Annotated in this window: 13 protein-coding genes; 6 read left to right on the forward strand and 7 right to left on the reverse strand. The window is 71.3% G+C overall.

Annotated elements, in window-relative coordinates:
* Window positions 1–11 precede the first annotated feature (11 nt).
* The 5 genes from Adu01nite_RS21655 to Adu01nite_RS21675 form a co-directional block, all read right to left on the reverse strand.
* The gene (locus tag Adu01nite_RS21655) at window positions 12–671 is read right to left on the reverse strand and encodes a response regulator (RefSeq protein ID WP_203728740.1); all 660 of its coding nucleotides are present in this window, start codon (window positions 669–671) and stop codon (window positions 12–14) included.
* Window positions 668–1,807: a sensor histidine kinase gene (locus tag Adu01nite_RS21660; RefSeq protein ID WP_203728741.1), complete on the reverse strand. Its 1,140-nt coding sequence runs from the start codon at window positions 1,805–1,807 to the stop codon at window positions 668–670. The genes Adu01nite_RS21655 and Adu01nite_RS21660 overlap by 4 nt, the downstream gene beginning before the upstream one ends.
* On the reverse strand, window positions 1,804–2,631 hold the full coding sequence (locus tag Adu01nite_RS21665; RefSeq protein WP_203728742.1) for a CPBP family intramembrane glutamic endopeptidase: 828 nt from the start codon (window positions 2,629–2,631) through the stop codon (window positions 1,804–1,806). The genes Adu01nite_RS21660 and Adu01nite_RS21665 overlap by 4 nt, the downstream gene beginning before the upstream one ends.
* Before the next feature lie 172 nt (window positions 2,632–2,803).
* Window positions 2,804–4,933, reverse strand: a complete 2,130-nt coding sequence (locus Adu01nite_RS21670) for a 3-hydroxyacyl-CoA dehydrogenase NAD-binding domain-containing protein (RefSeq protein WP_203728743.1) — start codon at window positions 4,931–4,933, stop codon at window positions 2,804–2,806.
* A complete protein-coding gene (locus Adu01nite_RS21675) occupies window positions 4,930–6,147 on the reverse strand; it encodes an acetyl-CoA C-acetyltransferase (protein WP_203728744.1) in 1,218 nt (405 codons plus the stop codon). The genes Adu01nite_RS21670 and Adu01nite_RS21675 overlap by 4 nt, the downstream gene beginning before the upstream one ends.
* Before the next feature lie 127 nt (window positions 6,148–6,274).
* Here Adu01nite_RS21675 and Adu01nite_RS21680 point away from each other — a divergent pair, with 127 nt between their 5' ends.
* From Adu01nite_RS21680 to Adu01nite_RS21705, 6 genes are all read left to right on the forward strand, one after another.
* Window positions 6,275–7,471, forward strand: coding sequence for a TetR/AcrR family transcriptional regulator (locus Adu01nite_RS21680; protein WP_203728745.1), 1,197 nt, complete (start codon window positions 6,275–6,277; stop codon window positions 7,469–7,471).
* A 97-nt stretch (window positions 7,472–7,568) separates the two neighbouring features.
* Complete coding sequence (locus Adu01nite_RS21685) at window positions 7,569–8,381, forward strand: oxygenase MpaB family protein (RefSeq protein ID WP_203728746.1); 813 nt, start codon at window positions 7,569–7,571, stop codon at window positions 8,379–8,381.
* Between the two features lie 13 nt (window positions 8,382–8,394).
* A complete protein-coding gene (locus Adu01nite_RS21690) occupies window positions 8,395–10,191 on the forward strand; it encodes an AMP-dependent synthetase/ligase (RefSeq protein ID WP_203728747.1) in 1,797 nt (598 codons plus the stop codon).
* Window positions 10,192–10,200: 9 nt separating this feature from the next.
* Window positions 10,201–10,809 (forward strand): DUF6230 family protein, encoded by a 609-nt coding sequence (locus tag Adu01nite_RS21695; RefSeq protein ID WP_203728748.1) that lies wholly within the window; start codon window positions 10,201–10,203, stop codon window positions 10,807–10,809.
* Window positions 10,800–12,356, forward strand: coding sequence for a DUF6114 domain-containing protein (locus tag Adu01nite_RS21700; RefSeq protein WP_203728749.1), 1,557 nt, complete (start codon window positions 10,800–10,802; stop codon window positions 12,354–12,356). The genes Adu01nite_RS21695 and Adu01nite_RS21700 overlap by 10 nt, the downstream gene beginning before the upstream one ends.
* 80 nt (window positions 12,357–12,436) lie before the next feature.
* The gene (locus Adu01nite_RS21705) at window positions 12,437–13,246 is read left to right on the forward strand and encodes a hypothetical protein (RefSeq protein WP_203728750.1); all 810 of its coding nucleotides are present in this window, start codon (window positions 12,437–12,439) and stop codon (window positions 13,244–13,246) included.
* Window positions 13,247–13,265: 19 nt separating this feature from the next.
* Here the strand turns inward: Adu01nite_RS21705 and Adu01nite_RS21710 are convergent, their stop codons facing one another.
* Both Adu01nite_RS21710 and Adu01nite_RS21715 read right to left on the reverse strand, forming a co-directional pair.
* Window positions 13,266–13,628, reverse strand: a complete 363-nt coding sequence (locus Adu01nite_RS21710; protein ID WP_203728751.1) for a nuclear transport factor 2 family protein — start codon at window positions 13,626–13,628, stop codon at window positions 13,266–13,268.
* A 98-nt stretch (window positions 13,629–13,726) separates the two neighbouring features.
* Window positions 13,727–14,221: a DUF1801 domain-containing protein gene (locus tag Adu01nite_RS21715; RefSeq protein WP_203728752.1), complete on the reverse strand. Its 495-nt coding sequence runs from the start codon at window positions 14,219–14,221 to the stop codon at window positions 13,727–13,729.
* Between the last annotated feature and the right edge of the window lie 104 nt (window positions 14,222–14,325).

Raw genomic sequence — 14,325 nt, forward strand, 5'->3', positions numbered from 1 at the left:
ACGAGTGGCGTTCAGGTCACCAGGCCGCGGCGATACGCGTAGACCACCGCCTGGACGCGGTCGCGCAGGTCGAGCTTCGTCAGGATGCGGGAGACGTACGTCTTGACCGTCTCGTGGCTGATCACCAAGGTGGCGGCTATCTCGCTGTTGGACAGGCCGTCGGCGATCAGGCGCAGCACCTCCAGTTCGCGGGTGGTCAGCGGGACGTTGCCGGGGTCGCCGTCGGCCGGGCGGATCCGGGCGGCGTAGCGGCCGACCAGCTGGCGGGTCACCTCGGGGGCGAGCAGGGCGGCGCCGGCCGCGACGGTGCGGATGCCGTGCAGCAGCTGGGCGGGCGGGGCGTCCTTGAGCAGGAAACCGCTGGCGCCGGCGCGCAGCGCCTCGTAGACGTACTCGTCAAGGTTGAAGGTGGTGACCACCAGGACCTTCGCCGGGTCGGCGACGCCGGCGCCGGACAGCAGGCGGGTCGCCTCGATGCCGTCGAGGATCGGCATCCGGACGTCCATCACCACCACGTCGGGGTGCAGCCGGGCGGCCAGGTCGACCGCGGCCCGGCCGTCGCCGCACTCGCCGACCACCTCGAGGTCGGGTTGCGCGTCGATGATGGTGGCGAAACCCATCCGGATCAGCGCCTGGTCGTCGCAGACCAGCACCCGGGTCGGCGCGGTCACGACGGGATCCGGGCACGCACCGCGAAGCCACCGCCGGGCTGCCGGCCGGCGGTGAACTCGCCGCCGAGCAACTCGACCCGGTCGCGCAGCCCGGTCAGGCCGCGGCCGCTGCCGCCGACCTCCGTGACCGGCGGGCCGGACCCGTCGGTGCAGACCTCCACGGTGATCTCCTTCGGGGCGCGGCGCACGTGCACGCCGGTGTGGCTGCCGTGCGCGTACTTCAGGGCGTTCGTGAGGGCTTCCTGCACCACCCGGTAGGCCACCATCTCGGCGCTGCCGGCCTTCAGCGCCGGGCCGCCCTCCTCGGTGAGCTCGACCGGCTGGCCGGACCGCCGGGTCTGCTCGACCAGCGTGCTCAGGTCGCCGGCGGTCGGCGCGCGGGTGGCGTCCGAGCCGGGGTTGAGCAGGTCGAGCAGGTGCCGCAGGTCGGTGAGGGCGAGCCGGCCGGTCTCGCTGACCGCGGTCAGCGACTCATCGAGGCGTTCGGGGGCGGCGGTCAGGTAGCGGGCCGCCTCGGCCTGCACGACCATCGCGGTCACGTGGTGGGTGACGACGTCGTGCAGTTCGCGGGCGATCCGGGTGCGTTCGGCGACCCGGGTGGCCTCGGCGACGTGCTGCCGCCGTTCGGCCTCGGCGGCCCGGGTCTGCCGCAGCCACACCCCGATCCCCCACGCGAACGCCAGGAACAGGTAGAACGTCGCGAACCCGGACACCCCTTCGGTCGACCCGAGCCGATCAAGGGCAAAGGCCAGCGGGATGTACGCCGTGGAAGCCGCGACCGCGACCAGGCGCCGGTGCCGTTGCAGGTGCGCGCCGGCGCTGATCAGCGCGATGGCCAGGGCGGTGCCGCCGGCCGTGTGGTAGCGGAGCACCTGGTCGGCGGCGAACCCGGCCGACACCAGGGCGAGGCAGGCGGCGGGCCGGCGGCGGCGGCCGATCAGCGGCAGGCATTCGAGGGCGAGGACCACGGCGACCCACCCGTCGAAGGGCCGGTCCGGCAGCTCGCCGACCTGGGTGCCGTGCCCCCGCAGCGGCGGCAGCAGCGCCGCGACCACCATCAGCAGCGCAAGCGGGAGATCCCGGACCGCGACAGGGAGTGCCTGCCAGCGGTCCGGGATGCGCCGGACGTCGATCACGGAACGAGCGTAGCGGCCGGCTCGGTGCCGCGACGGCGGGCGACGATGTGGCCGCGGCGGCGGGCCAGCCACATGAACACCACCGTGGTGAGCAGGCCGGCGAGCACCGAGTAGAGGCTGCCCTCAGGGCCGAACGAGCCGCCGGTCAGCGCGGCCGGGCCGGACATCACGCCGTGCACCAGGCCCGCGGGGGTGTCGCTGCCGGAGACCGCGGTGCCGAACAGGCCGGCCTCGGCGAAGTTCCAGCCGAAGTGCAGCCCGATCGGCACCCACAGGGTGCGGGTGGCGGCGTACGCGGCGGCCAGCATCCCGCCGGCCTCGATCGCGATGGCGATCGCGCCCCACAGGCTGGCGTGCGGGTTGAACAGGTGCGATAGGCCGAACAGCAGGCCGGTCAGGCCGAGCGCCCACCAGGTGCCGAAGCGCCCCTCGACGATCCGGAACAGGATGCCCCGGAAGAACAGCTCCTCGGTCACCGCGGCCGCGGTCATGAACCCGAGCAGCGCCACGGTGCCGCCGAAACTCCCCCAGCCGCCGACCCGGTAACCGCCGAGCAGCGCGATGTTGAGGATCACCGCGGCGAACAGCCCGACGCCGATCAGCACACCCCGCCCGATGGCGCGGCCGGCGCCGGGCCGGGCCAGTTCGACCACCTCGCGGTGCTCGGTGCGGCGCACGATCCACCGGTACGCGGCGAGCGCGGCCACCGCCGACGCCGGCCCCAGGACGAGGGTCAGGATCGGGTTCCAGTTGACCGCGCCGACGAGCAGGCTGCCGGCCATGGCCACCACCGCGACCACCACGAGCTGCTTGACCAGTCGCATGACGACTCCTTCGTGAGTTCCCGTGTTGCGTTCCGGGGCTGGTGAGAACGCTATTTATCGAGAACCTCGAATTCGTCCCCGCACGGTGGACACTTGCGGGTAGCTCGCACGGGGGACAGCCGGCACGGCCGGGGGTGGCCCGCATGCGGCGAGCCACCCCCGGCGCTACGGGTCAGACGAAGAGTGTTCCGTCGGCGGCCTTGGCCAGCAGCAGCGGCGGCGGGGTGAAGCGGTCGCCATAACGCTCGGCGAGCCGGCGGGCGCGGGACACGAAGCCGGGCAGGCCGCCCGGGTAGCCGTTGATGTACTGCAGGACGCCGCCGGTCCAGCCCGGATAGCCGATGCCGAGGATCGAGCCGATGTTCGCCTCGGCGACCGACGTGAGCACGCCCTCGTCGAGGCACTTCACGCTCTCCAGGGCCTCGCTGAACAGCAGCCGCTCCTTGAGGTCTTCAAAAGGCACTGCGGACGGCGACGGGCCGGCGAACGCGGACAGGCCGGGCCAGAGGCGGGTTCGCTTTCCCTCGGCGTACTCGTAAAAGCCCTTGCCGGAAGATCGGCCAGGGCGACCGAATTCGTCGATCATGCGGTCGACGACCGCGTCGGCGGGGTGCGCCACCCAGGTGTCGCCGGCGGCGGCGCGGGTCTCCTCGCGGATCCTGCGCGGCAGCGTGAGGGTGAGTTCGTCCATCAGCGCGAGCACCGGCGCGGGGTATCCGGCCTGGCTGCTGGCCTGTTCGATGCTGGCCGGCGGCACCCCCTCGGCGAGCATGGCGATGCCCTCGTTGGTGAACGTGCCGATCACCCGGCTGGTGAAGAAGCCGCGGCTGTCGTTGACGACGATCGGGGTCTTGCGCAGCTTCTGGACCACGTCGAGGGCGCGGCGCCGGGTCTCGTCGCTGGTCTTCTCGCCCGGGATGACCTCGACCAGCGGCATCTTGTCGACCGGTGAGAAGAAGTGCAGTCCGATGAAGTCGGCCTGGCGCTTCACCCCGTCGGCGAGCAGGGTGATCGGCAGGGTGGACGTGTTCGAGCAGAGCAGCGCGTTCGGCGCGACGACGTCCTCGATCTCGGCGAACACCTTGTGCTTGAGGCCGACGTCCTCGAACACCGCCTCGATCACCAGGTCGGCGCCCGCCAGGTCGGACACCTCGGCGGTCGGCACGATGCGGGCCAGGAACTCCTGCCCCTTGCGCTCGGTGATCTTGCCGCGGCCGACGTCCTTGGCGACGAGCTTTTCGCTGTACGCCTTTCCGCGCGCCGCCGATTCCGCGGTCACATCGCGCAGCACGACATCGAGGCCGGAGCGGGCACAGACGTACGCGATGGCCGCGCCCATCATGCCCGCCCCGAGCACTGCCACCTTGCTGACCGGCGGGACCGCCCCCACGTCCCGCCGGTTGACCTCGTTCAGGTCGTAGAAGAACGCCTTGATCATGTTTTTCACGGTCTGGCCGGTGGCCAGGTCGGCGAAGTACCGGCTCTCGATGACGAACGCGGTGTCCACATCGACCTGGGCACCCTCGACCGCCGCGCACATGATGTTGCGCGGCGCCGGGTAGGGCGCGTTCTTGAGCTGCTTGCGCAGGTTGGCCGGGAAGGCCGGCAGCTGCGCGGCCAGCGCCGGGGTGGACGGCGACCCGCCGGGAATCTTGTAGCCCTTGGTGTCCCACGGCTGCACGGCGTCCGGGTTGTCGCGAATCCAGGTTCGCGCCGCGGCGAGCAGTTCCTCCGGGGTGGCGACGACCTCGTCGATCAGGCCGAGCGCCTTACCGGCGGCGACCCGGTGGCGTACGCCGGTGAGCAGCAGCTGGGTGAGCGCGGTGGCCAGGCCGAGCAGCCGGACGGTGCGGACCACGCCGCCGCCGGCCGGCAGCAGGCCGAGGGTGACCTCGGGCAGGCCGACCTCCAGCCGCGGGTTGTCCAGCGCGATCCGGCGGTGGCAGGCCAGCGCCAACTCGAGGCCGCCGCCGAGGGCGGAGCCGTTGAGGGCGGCGACCACCGGCCGGCCCAGCGTCTCCAGCCGGCGCAGCTGCGCCTTGACCCGGTTGGACTGGTCGAAGGCCTGCTGCGCCTGGTCGGGCCCGATCTCCCGGAGCGAGTCGAGGTCGCCGCCGGCGAACCACGAGTTCTTGGCCGAGGTGATGATCACGCCGGTGATGTCGTCGCGCTCGGCCTCGAGGCGGGCCAGGGTCGTGTCCATCGCCGCGACGTAGGCCTGGTTCATCGTGTTGGCGCCGCGCGACGGGTCGTCGAGGGTGAGGGTGACGATGCCGTCGGCCGCCCGGTCGAAGTGGATCATGAGAGCCTCTCGATGACCGTGGCGATGCCCATGCCGCCGCCGATGCACAGGGTGGCCAGGCCGTAGCGGCCGCCGCGCCGTTCCAGCTCGTCGACGAGGGTGCCGAGGATCATCGCGCCGGTGGCGCCGAGCGGGTGGCCCATCGCGATCGCGCCGCCGTTGACGTTGACGATGTCCGGGTCGAGCTTCATGTCGTCGATGTAGTGCAGCACCACGGCCGCGAACGCCTCGTTGATCTCGACCAGGTCGAGGTCGTCGACGGTCAGCCCGGCCTTGGTCAGCGCCTTGCGGGTGGCCGGCGCCGGGCCGGTCAGCATGATGGTCGGGTCGGCGCCGCTGACCGCGGTGGCCACGATCCGGGCGCGCGGGGTGAGCCCGTTGCGCACACCCGCGTCGGCCGAGCCGATCACGCAGAGGGCGGCGCCGTCGACGATGCCGGAGGAGTTGCCGGCGTGGTGGACGTGCTCGATCCGCTCGACCCAGTGGTATTTCTGCAGCGCCACCGCGTCGAAGCCGCCCTGGTCGCCGACCTTGGCGAAGGACGCCGGGAGCGCGGCGAGCGACTCGACGGTGGTGTCGGCGCGGATGTGCTCGTCGCGGTCGAGCACGAGCAGGCCGTTGCGGTCGCGGACCGGCACGACCGAGCCGGCGAACCAGCCGTTGGCCCAGGCTGCCGCGGCCCGCTGCTGCGAGCGCACCGCCCACGCGTCGACGTCGGTGCGGGAGTAGCCGTCCATGGTGGCGATCAGGTCGGCGCCGACGCCCTGCGGGACGAAGCCGGTGGTCAGGTTGGTCTCCGGGTCGAGCGCCCAGGCGCCGCCGTCGGAGCCCATCGGCACCCGCGACATCGACTCGACGCCGCCGGCGAGGACCAGGTCCTCCCAGCCGGAGCGGACCTTCATCGCGGCCATGTTGACCGCTTCCAGCCCGGACGCGCAGAAACGGTTGAGCTGCACGCCGGCCACCGTGTCGGGCAGCCCGGCGGCGAGCGCCGCGGTCTTGGCGATGTCGGCGCCCTGCTCGCCGACCGGGGAGACGACGCCGAGCACCACGTCGTCGATCTCGGCCGGGTCGAGCCCGGGCCGGCGCCGGCGAAGTTCGTCGATCAGGCCCACGACCAGCGACACCGGCTTCGTGCCGTGCAACGAGCCGTTTCGCTTACCCCTCCCCCGGGGTGTGCGCAGGGCGTCGTAGAGGAACGCCTCGGTTGCCACAGCTGCTCTCCTATCGCCTCAGCGGTGCGAATCCTGATTAACTTTTTCGCGTGTTTCGCCTCTGTGTCAAGCGAATCAACGAAGGTCACAAACGAATCATGAATAACCGGAGGGGTACGCTGTCGCGGTGCGCAGCTCAACCGTCGACGTCCCCGGCGGCCGGAAACGGCCGAAGGACCGCAAGGCCCAGATCGCTCAGGTCGCGGCCGAGCTGTTCTGTGCGCGCGGCTATCACGGCGTCGGCCTCGAGGAGATCGCCGCGGCGGTCGGGATCAGCGCCCCGGCCGTCTACCGGCACTTCGAGAACAAGTACGCGATCCTCGTCCACGCTACGCGCAGCCTGGTCGCCACGACACTGGCCGCCACCGAGTTGCCGCCGCACGAGAACCCGGCGGTCGAGGTCGGCGAGCTGGTCGACGCGCTCGCCCGGGTGTCCGTCGCGCACCGCAACACCGGCGGCCTCTACCAGTGGGAGTGGCGCTATCTGACGCCCGAGCACCGCGCCGAGTTCCTGCGCGATCTCGGCGTCCTGCTGCAACGGGTGGTCCGGCCGCTGTCCGCCGCCCGCCCCGAGCTGTCCGCGGCCGACGCGAACGCCCTGGCCCGGGCCGCGCTCAGCGTGCTCGGCAGCATCAGCACCCACCGCGCCGCGATCCCGAAGGGCCGCGCCGAGTGGACGCTGCAGGGGGCCGCCCACGCCGTGCTGAGCGCCGAGCCACCCACCCCGCTCGCCCCGCTTCCCGAAAGGCCCCGGCCGGCCAAGGTGCACGTCGGCTCCCGCCGGGAGATCCTGCTCGCCGAGTCGATCCAGCTCTTCCGTAAGCACGGCTACCACGCGGTCAGCATCGAGGACATCGGCGCGGCCGCGGGCATCAACGCGTCCAGCGTCTACCGCTACTTCCCCGGCAAGGGCGACATCCTCGCCGCCGCGTTCTACCGCGCGTCGGAACGCGTCACCGAGGCGACCGCCGCCGCCCTCACCGGCGCCAAGGACAATTTCGACGCGCTCGGCCGCATGATCGAGTCGTACGTCGACCTGACCTTCGAACGCAGCGACCTGGTGTCGGTCTACCTCGCGGAGAACAACAACCTGCCCGAGTCCGACCGGCACGAGCTGCGCAAGGTGCAGCGGCTGCACGTCGAGGAGTGGGTCCGGCTGGTCACCGCGACGCGACTGGAGTCCGCCCCGACGGCGCGGGTCCGGGTGCACGCCGCCGTCAACCTGGTCACCGACCTGAGCCGCTGGGTGCACTTCGACCGCCGCACCGGCATGGACCGCCACCTGGTGCAGCTCATGCGCGCCGTGCTGGTCCCGCTAAGTTAATCCGAGTTCGCCAAATTTACCTGGCAGATGCTGCGGAAAATCGCGTCATGAGCTCGGGACTGTTCCCAACAAGTTAATCGTCGTTTACGTTCTTCGCATGGATGACGGCCTGTTCGACGACGCCGCGGTCATCCGGCGGGTGGCCCGCGAAGGGCTGTTGCTCGCCGGTGGCGGACGGGCGACGCTGCTGCAGGTCGCACACCCCGGGGTCGCCCAGGGGGTGTACGACCACAGCAACTTCGCCGAGCGCCCACTCGACCGCCTGCGCACCACGATGAGCTACGTCTACGGGGTGCTCTTCGGCACCCGCGAGGAGGCGCGGACGATCAGCCGCGCCGTCGAGGCCATGCACCGCAAGGTCACCGGCCCCGGTTACTACGCCAACGACCCCGACCTGCAGGTCTGGGTCAACGCCACGCTCTACGAGACCGCCGTCGTGCTCTACCAGAAGGTGTTCCGGCCGCTCAGCGGCGCCGAGCTCGACGACTGCTACCGGCAGTACAGCGTGCTCGCCACCTCGATCGGCTGCCCCGAGGAGGCCTGGCCGGCCGGCCGGGCCACGTTCGAGCGCTACTGGGCCGACATGGTCGGCACGTTGCGGGTCAGCCCCGAGGGCAAGGCGATCGGCGACGCCCTGATGTGGCCGAGGAACCTGCCGCTCGCCCTGCGCCCCGGCATCCCGGTCAACCGCTTCACCACGATCGGCCTGCTGCCCGCCCCGATCCGGGCCGGCTACGGCTACCCGTGGACGCCGCGACAACAGCGCATCCTCGACGGAAGCTTCCGCGCCTCCGCCGTCGTCTACCCCCACCTGCCGCTCAGGCTGCGGGCGGGTTTGAAGGACTACTACCTCAACGATCTTCGCCAGCGATTCGCCCGGCGCCGCAACCCGCTCGCGGCCGACGGCTGAAGGAGGACGACACATGGTTCCCTCCGTCGCCCAGCGGTGTGCCGACACCGCCCGTGGGCTGACCGTTCCCGTTCTGCTCCACCGCAACGCCACCGAATTCGGTGACCTGCCCGCGCTGAGCGTCCTCGGCCGCGACGGCACCCTCACCTGGCGGCAGCTCCGCGACCGGATCGCCGCGGTGTCCCGCGGCCTCGCCGAGCTCGGCCTGGGCTCCGGCGACCGGCTGCTGATCATGATGTCCGGCCGCCCCGAACACTGGATCACCGACCTCGCCGCCGTGCACCTGGGCGCGGTGCCGTCCACCGTCTACGCCACCCTGTCCACCGACCAGCTGCGCTACCTCGCCCGGCACAGCGGGGCGAAGATCGTGGTGGTCGAGGACGATTCCGCCCGTACGCGATGGGAAGCAATCGTCGACGGCCTGGCGCAACCACCGCAGATCCTGGTGGTCGGCTCGTCGCTGGACGAGGTCGAGGCGCGCGGCAAGGCCGCGCACGAGGCCGACCCCGAAGCCTTCGAAAAGACCTGGCAGGAGGTACGACCGGAGCAGCCGGTCACCCTGCTCTACACGTCCGGCACCACCGGGGACCCGAAAGGTGTCGTGCTCACCCACGGCAACGTGATCTACCAGTCGGTGGTGCTCGAAGCGACCGTGACCACGCCCGACCACACGCCGTCGCTGGCCTACCTGCCGCTCGCGCACATCGCCGAACGGATGCTCGGCATCTACAACCCGATCTACCGGGCCGGGCACGTCACCATCTGCCCCGACCCGGCCAAGCTCCTCGCCGGCCTGGTCACCGTCCGGCCGGTCTCGTTCTTCGGGGTGCCGCGCATCTGGGAGAAGATGGTCGCCGGCATCCAGGCGCAGCTCACCGCCGCCGAGCCGCCCGTCAAGGCCGCCGTCGAGATGGCCGGCGCGGTCGCCCTCGAGGTCTACCGGCTGCGCGCCGCCGAACAACCCGTCCCGACCGAACTGCTGATCAAACACGCCACCCTCGACGCCCAGGTGCTGCGGCCGCTGCGCGCCAAGCTCGGCCTCGACAACATGCTGTGGGCCGGCAGCGGCGCCGCGCCGATCCCGGTCGACGTGCTGCTCTACCTGGCCGGCATCGGTGTCGACGTGCTCGAGGTGTGGGGCATGACCGAGACCACCGGCACCGCCACCATCAACACCCCCGATCACTTCCGGACCGGCACGGTCGGGCGAACCAACCCCGGCATGGAGATCAAACTCGAGGATGACGGCGAGATCTGCGTACGCGGACCGCTCGTCGCCGCCGGCTATCTCCGCCCCGACGGCGGCGTGGAACCGATCGTCGACGCCGACGGCTGGCTCGCCACCGGCGACGTCGGCACGATCGACGCCGACGGATACCTCACCATCACCGACCGCAAGAAGGAACTGATCATCACGTCGAGCGGGAAGAACATCTCCCCCGCCCAGATCGAGAACCTGCTGCGCGCCCACCCGCTGATCGCCCAGGCGGTGGCGATCGGCGACCGCCGCCCGTACGTCACCGCACTGATCGTCCTGGACGACGAATTCCTGCCGATGTGGGGCCGCGCCAACGGCCTCGACCAGACCAGGGTCGCCGACCTGGCCACCCACCCCGACCTGCTGGCCGAGATCACCGCCGCGGTGTCCGCCGCCAACGAGAAACTCGCCCGCCCCGAACAGGTCAAAACCTTCCGCGTGCTGCCCACCGCATGGACGCCGGAGAGCGGCGAACTCACCCCGACCCTGAAACTGCGCCGCCGGGTCGTGCAGGAGCGGTACGCGGACACCATCAGTTCGCTTTACTCCTAGGAGCGCGTCGTGCCGTCAGCCAACGAGGGCCGGACCCACTGGGGCCGCTCGGCCGTCCTTCTCATCCCCGCCCTGGTCGCCCTGGGCGGCCTCACCGTCGCGATCGCCGAGGGCGCCCTGGCCGCGTCGTTCGGCGTCTCCGGCCAGTCCTTCAAGGTCAGCGCGGCCAAGGTCGAGGGCACCGACGTGGCGGCCTACCTGGACACCGCGGCCGGCGTCGACGGCGCCCACCACCCGGTGATGCTGGCCGGCGTGGGCAAGGCCAGCATGCGCGACGTCTGCACCTCGGCGGTGGTCACCGTCCCGGTGGTCGGCAAGATCTCCCTGAAGGTCCTGGGCGGAAAAACCGAGCCGATCACGGGTACGAACGTGGTCGCCGACGCCGACGCCCTCCTCGGCGGCAACGGCGTGGTCACGGACGTCGAGGCCGGCCGGGACGCCTCCACCCTCAACCGGGTGCCCGGGGTGACCGGACCGAAGGGCCGGTTCGGGGTGCAGGCCGGTTCGCTGAGCACCGAGGACGTCCGCAGCACCGCGTGGTCGGCCAACGGGGGCACGGTCAAGCTCTCCGGCGGCCTGGACGTCAGCGTCACCGCCGGCGTGCACGAATGTTTCTGACCGCCTTCACCGACGCCGCGGCGCGGCTGGACGAGCGGCTTCCCGCCCGCCGGCCGCGCCGAGCTTTCCGAACCTGGCGCCGAACCCGCCCGTTCTGGGGCGGCATCGCCACGATCGCCGGCGGCGCCACCATCCTGTCGGTCCCGCTGGCCCCGCTCCCCATCATGATCCACGTAGGAACCGCGGCCATTTCCGGCTTCGCGATCGGCGCCATCCTGGTGGCAGCCGGCCTGTTCTTCTGGTTCGCGCCCGCCCAGCGAGCCTTCATCGCCGTGCTCAGCACGATCTGCGCCCTGGTCTCGGTAGTGACCAGCAACCTGGGCGGCCTGGGTTTCGGCGCCCTGCTGGCCCTGCTGGGCTCCGCGATGTCCTTCGGCTGGCACCCACACCGCCCCCGCCCGATCGTCGTCGAACTCCCCGACGACGACATCGACGACGAGTCGGCCACGCGCATCACCGAGGCGCTGTATGCGGCTTCGGGACCGCCCAGGTCCACCACCACGACGACGGCAGCCGTCGACGGGCCACGCCATGCCGCCGACCGTCGCGAGTCGCCGGGCCCGGACCCGAACCGGTCGCAGTGGCCGTTGTGGTCCGACTGGTTCCGGCGGAGCCACGCGTTCGTCCTGATCCCGGTCATGCTTGCCGCGGTCGCAATGCCGGCCGAGGCGCGGAACTCCGTGCCGGCCGAGGCGCGGAACTCCGTGCCGGGCGAAGCTCCGGACGCGGCGGCGGCCGCGGCACCGGCGGCCGTGCCGACCTGCGTGCCGGTACCCGGTGCGACCCGGCCGTGGTGGATCCCGGAGTGGCTGTGGCTGATCTGCCCCAACCCCTCGGCCACGCCCTCGCCGACGGCCGGCGGCACGATCCCGCCCAGCCCGACCCCGACGCCGCCGGACTCGTCCGGCCCGAAGCCGACGCCCGGCCCGACGCCCGGCGGGCCGTCCGGCCCCGGCGATCCCTCGACGTCCGGCTCCGCCGATCCCAGCACCGGCGGCTCCGGCGCGCCCACCGTGACCCCCACTCCGGGCGTCACACCCAGCGCGGGCGCCGGCCTCACCCCCGCGCCGGCGATGGCCGCGCCCGGCAAGATCACCGAGATCAAGTACGGCCCGAACGTGCCCACGGTCAGCGCGGACCGCCTGTTCGCGAAGGGCTTCACCTTCAAGGGCACGGTCAACCTGCCGACCGGCGACGGCGGCTCGGTGAAGGCGCTGATCTTCCACGCCGACAACCTGAAGGCGGACAACTACCGGATCGGCACCACCGACCCGGGCCCGAAGCTCGACCTCGGCATCGACCTGGACATCGACGACGTCGACATCTACGCCACCCACCTGGGCGGCAAGATCACCGTGCCGTACCTGAACATCCCGCTCCTGCCGATCGAGATCACCGCCGACCTGATCCCCACCTGGCTGCCGCTGGAGATCAGCCTGCCGCTCTTCTCCGGCGACGGCGTAAAAGCCGGCCAGGTGTTCATCCGGGCCGGCACGGTCCGCGGAAGCAGCCTCTCCGCCGACATCAACGGAGCAGGCCAGGACTGACGCCGTCCGGGCCGGTAGCTGGCGGACGCCCGGCCCGGACGCGCGTCCCTTATGGGAGTCGTTGCGGGCTACCCTGCGGCGTGATCCAGTTGCGGACCTACAACGCGTCCGGCGGGCTTCGTGCCATCGATGCGGCGGACCTCGCTACCGCCTATACGACGGTGGACCCCGCCGCCGGTGCGGTGTTCTCGCACGAGGCCGGTTCGGCCGGGCCGGGCCTGCGGGTGTGGATCATCGACGGTGAGCGTTGCCGGGTCGAGCTGCGCGACGGCGGGCGCTGGCACGACCTTGTCGCGTCGGATGCGACCGGTGAAGCCGGAGTCACCACGGCGTGCATCCCCGGCACGGTGCCGCTGGCCGCGGTGCTGCCGAGAGCGTATGGGCTGGACGTCCTGCGCATGGCCGGCGACGGCGAACGACTTCGTGCGGCATATCACTGGCGGCCGGTGCCGCACTGGGTGGTGGACCGCGGCGACTACCTCCTACGCGACATTGTCGAGGCGATGACCGAACGCGCCGGCGACCTCTACATGCGCGTGAAATTTGACGGCGGGTCCGACGCCGATGCGCCGGTCGGGCTCCGGCATTTGGCGCATCTCTGGGCCTTCCACAACGCCACGATGAGCGGCGGTTTCGGCTGGGTGCTGGACGAGTACTCCGGCTCGGAGCTGCAAGCGGCAGCCGCGGCCGCTGCCTACCTCGAGCTCGAAGACATTGCCGACCTGGTCCGCCGGCTTGCGACCGCGGACCGAGACTCCGGTTCCGCCGAAACCGTGCTCAACCCCGTTTATTGGCGCGTCAGCGATACCGGTGATGGCGATGCCTCGGCGATCCGAGACGCGGTACGCCGCAGCCTGACCGCGAACCCGGCCGACTGGGGTCTCGACTGACGCGTTGGCGGGTTCGCGCTCAATCGTCGTCAAGGGTGCTGAACTGCATGCCCGCGAGTCGCCAGCCGGCCGCCTGCTCGATCCACGTCTGGCTGACACGGCTGGTCAACACCATCTCCTGACCGCACCAGACGGAGCTGCTGCGCTGGATGTACCGCACGATCGCCGCCCGGTCGTAGCGGTTCACCTCGACGTCGCTGCTTTGCAGTCCGGTGTAGGAGAAGTCAGCGAACTTGCCGAGCCACTGAGCCTTGTCCAGCATGTAGCCCTGATCGCCGATGGAGCGGAAGTCGTCCGCCAACAAGGTCTGCAGCGCGCCGGTGTCGGCTTGGAACTCGGCGTCGATGAAGGCCTGCTGGAGCTCGAAGGCGTCGAAGGTCATGGAAGGATTGTGGCCGACCGCGTACCTGCACGGGCCGCCTCGATGCGCTCGAAAGACCCCACGAATCGCCGAGCCGCCCAAGGTAGCCGTCCGCCCGCTCATCGCTGCTCCGTCCCGGCCGCGCGCCGGACGATGTCGCTGAGCTGTTCCCACGCCTTCGCGGTCGGCTCGGCCAGCGCGAAGGAGGTCGGCCAAAATCCGCTCGGCTCGTCGAGGGACGCCTGCACACTCACGCCGAACGTCGAGTACCGCTGCTTGTCCATCTGCCCGCTGCGGAAGAACACCACGACCTTCCCGCCCTTGGCGTACCCGGGCTGGCCGTAGTAGAGCTTCGGGGAGAGGCCCGGTGCCACGTTCGCCACGATCGCGTGCAGCCGCTCGGCCATCGCACGATCGCCGACGGGCATCTGCGCGATCTTCGCCAGCACGTCCGCCTCCTCGGCGGACGCCTTGCCCGCTCCCTTGGCTCGCTTGGCGTCCTCCTTCAGCTCCGCGGCACGCTCCTTCATCGCGGCCCGCTCCTGCTTCGAGAACCCACCCGCAACGTCCTGCTTGTCGGTCACCGTTGCTTCTCCTCTGCGCCACGCGGTCATGATCGTGTGCGACTCACGCTAACGACGACGGCGGCGAGGGCGCTTCTCGATTCCTGACCGAAGGTCCGGCGACTGACTGCCAGGGACCTGATCGGCGGCGGGCC

The sequence above is a fragment of the Paractinoplanes durhamensis genome (assembly GCF_016862175.1).
Lineage (GTDB): Bacteria > Actinomycetota > Actinomycetes > Mycobacteriales > Micromonosporaceae > Actinoplanes > Actinoplanes durhamensis.

Coding starts and splice junctions, on each gene's coding strand:
- Adu01nite_RS21665 (WP_203728742.1), bottom strand. CDS start 2,631: ATGCGACTGGTCAAGCAGCTCGTGGTGGTCGCGGTGGTGGCCATGGCC.
- Adu01nite_RS21670 (WP_203728743.1), bottom strand. CDS start 4,933: ATGATCCACTTCGACCGGGCGGCCGACGGCATCGTCACCCTCACCCTC.
- Adu01nite_RS21685 (WP_203728746.1), top strand. CDS start 7,569: ATGGATGACGGCCTGTTCGACGACGCCGCGGTCATCCGGCGGGTGGCC.
- Adu01nite_RS21690 (WP_203728747.1), top strand. CDS start 8,395: ATGGTTCCCTCCGTCGCCCAGCGGTGTGCCGACACCGCCCGTGGGCTG.
- Adu01nite_RS21700 (WP_203728749.1), top strand. CDS start 10,800: ATGTTTCTGACCGCCTTCACCGACGCCGCGGCGCGGCTGGACGAGCGG.
- Adu01nite_RS21710 (WP_203728751.1), bottom strand. CDS start 13,628: ATGACCTTCGACGCCTTCGAGCTCCAGCAGGCCTTCATCGACGCCGAG.
- Adu01nite_RS21715 (WP_203728752.1), bottom strand. CDS start 14,221: ATGACCGCGTGGCGCAGAGGAGAAGCAACGGTGACCGACAAGCAGGAC.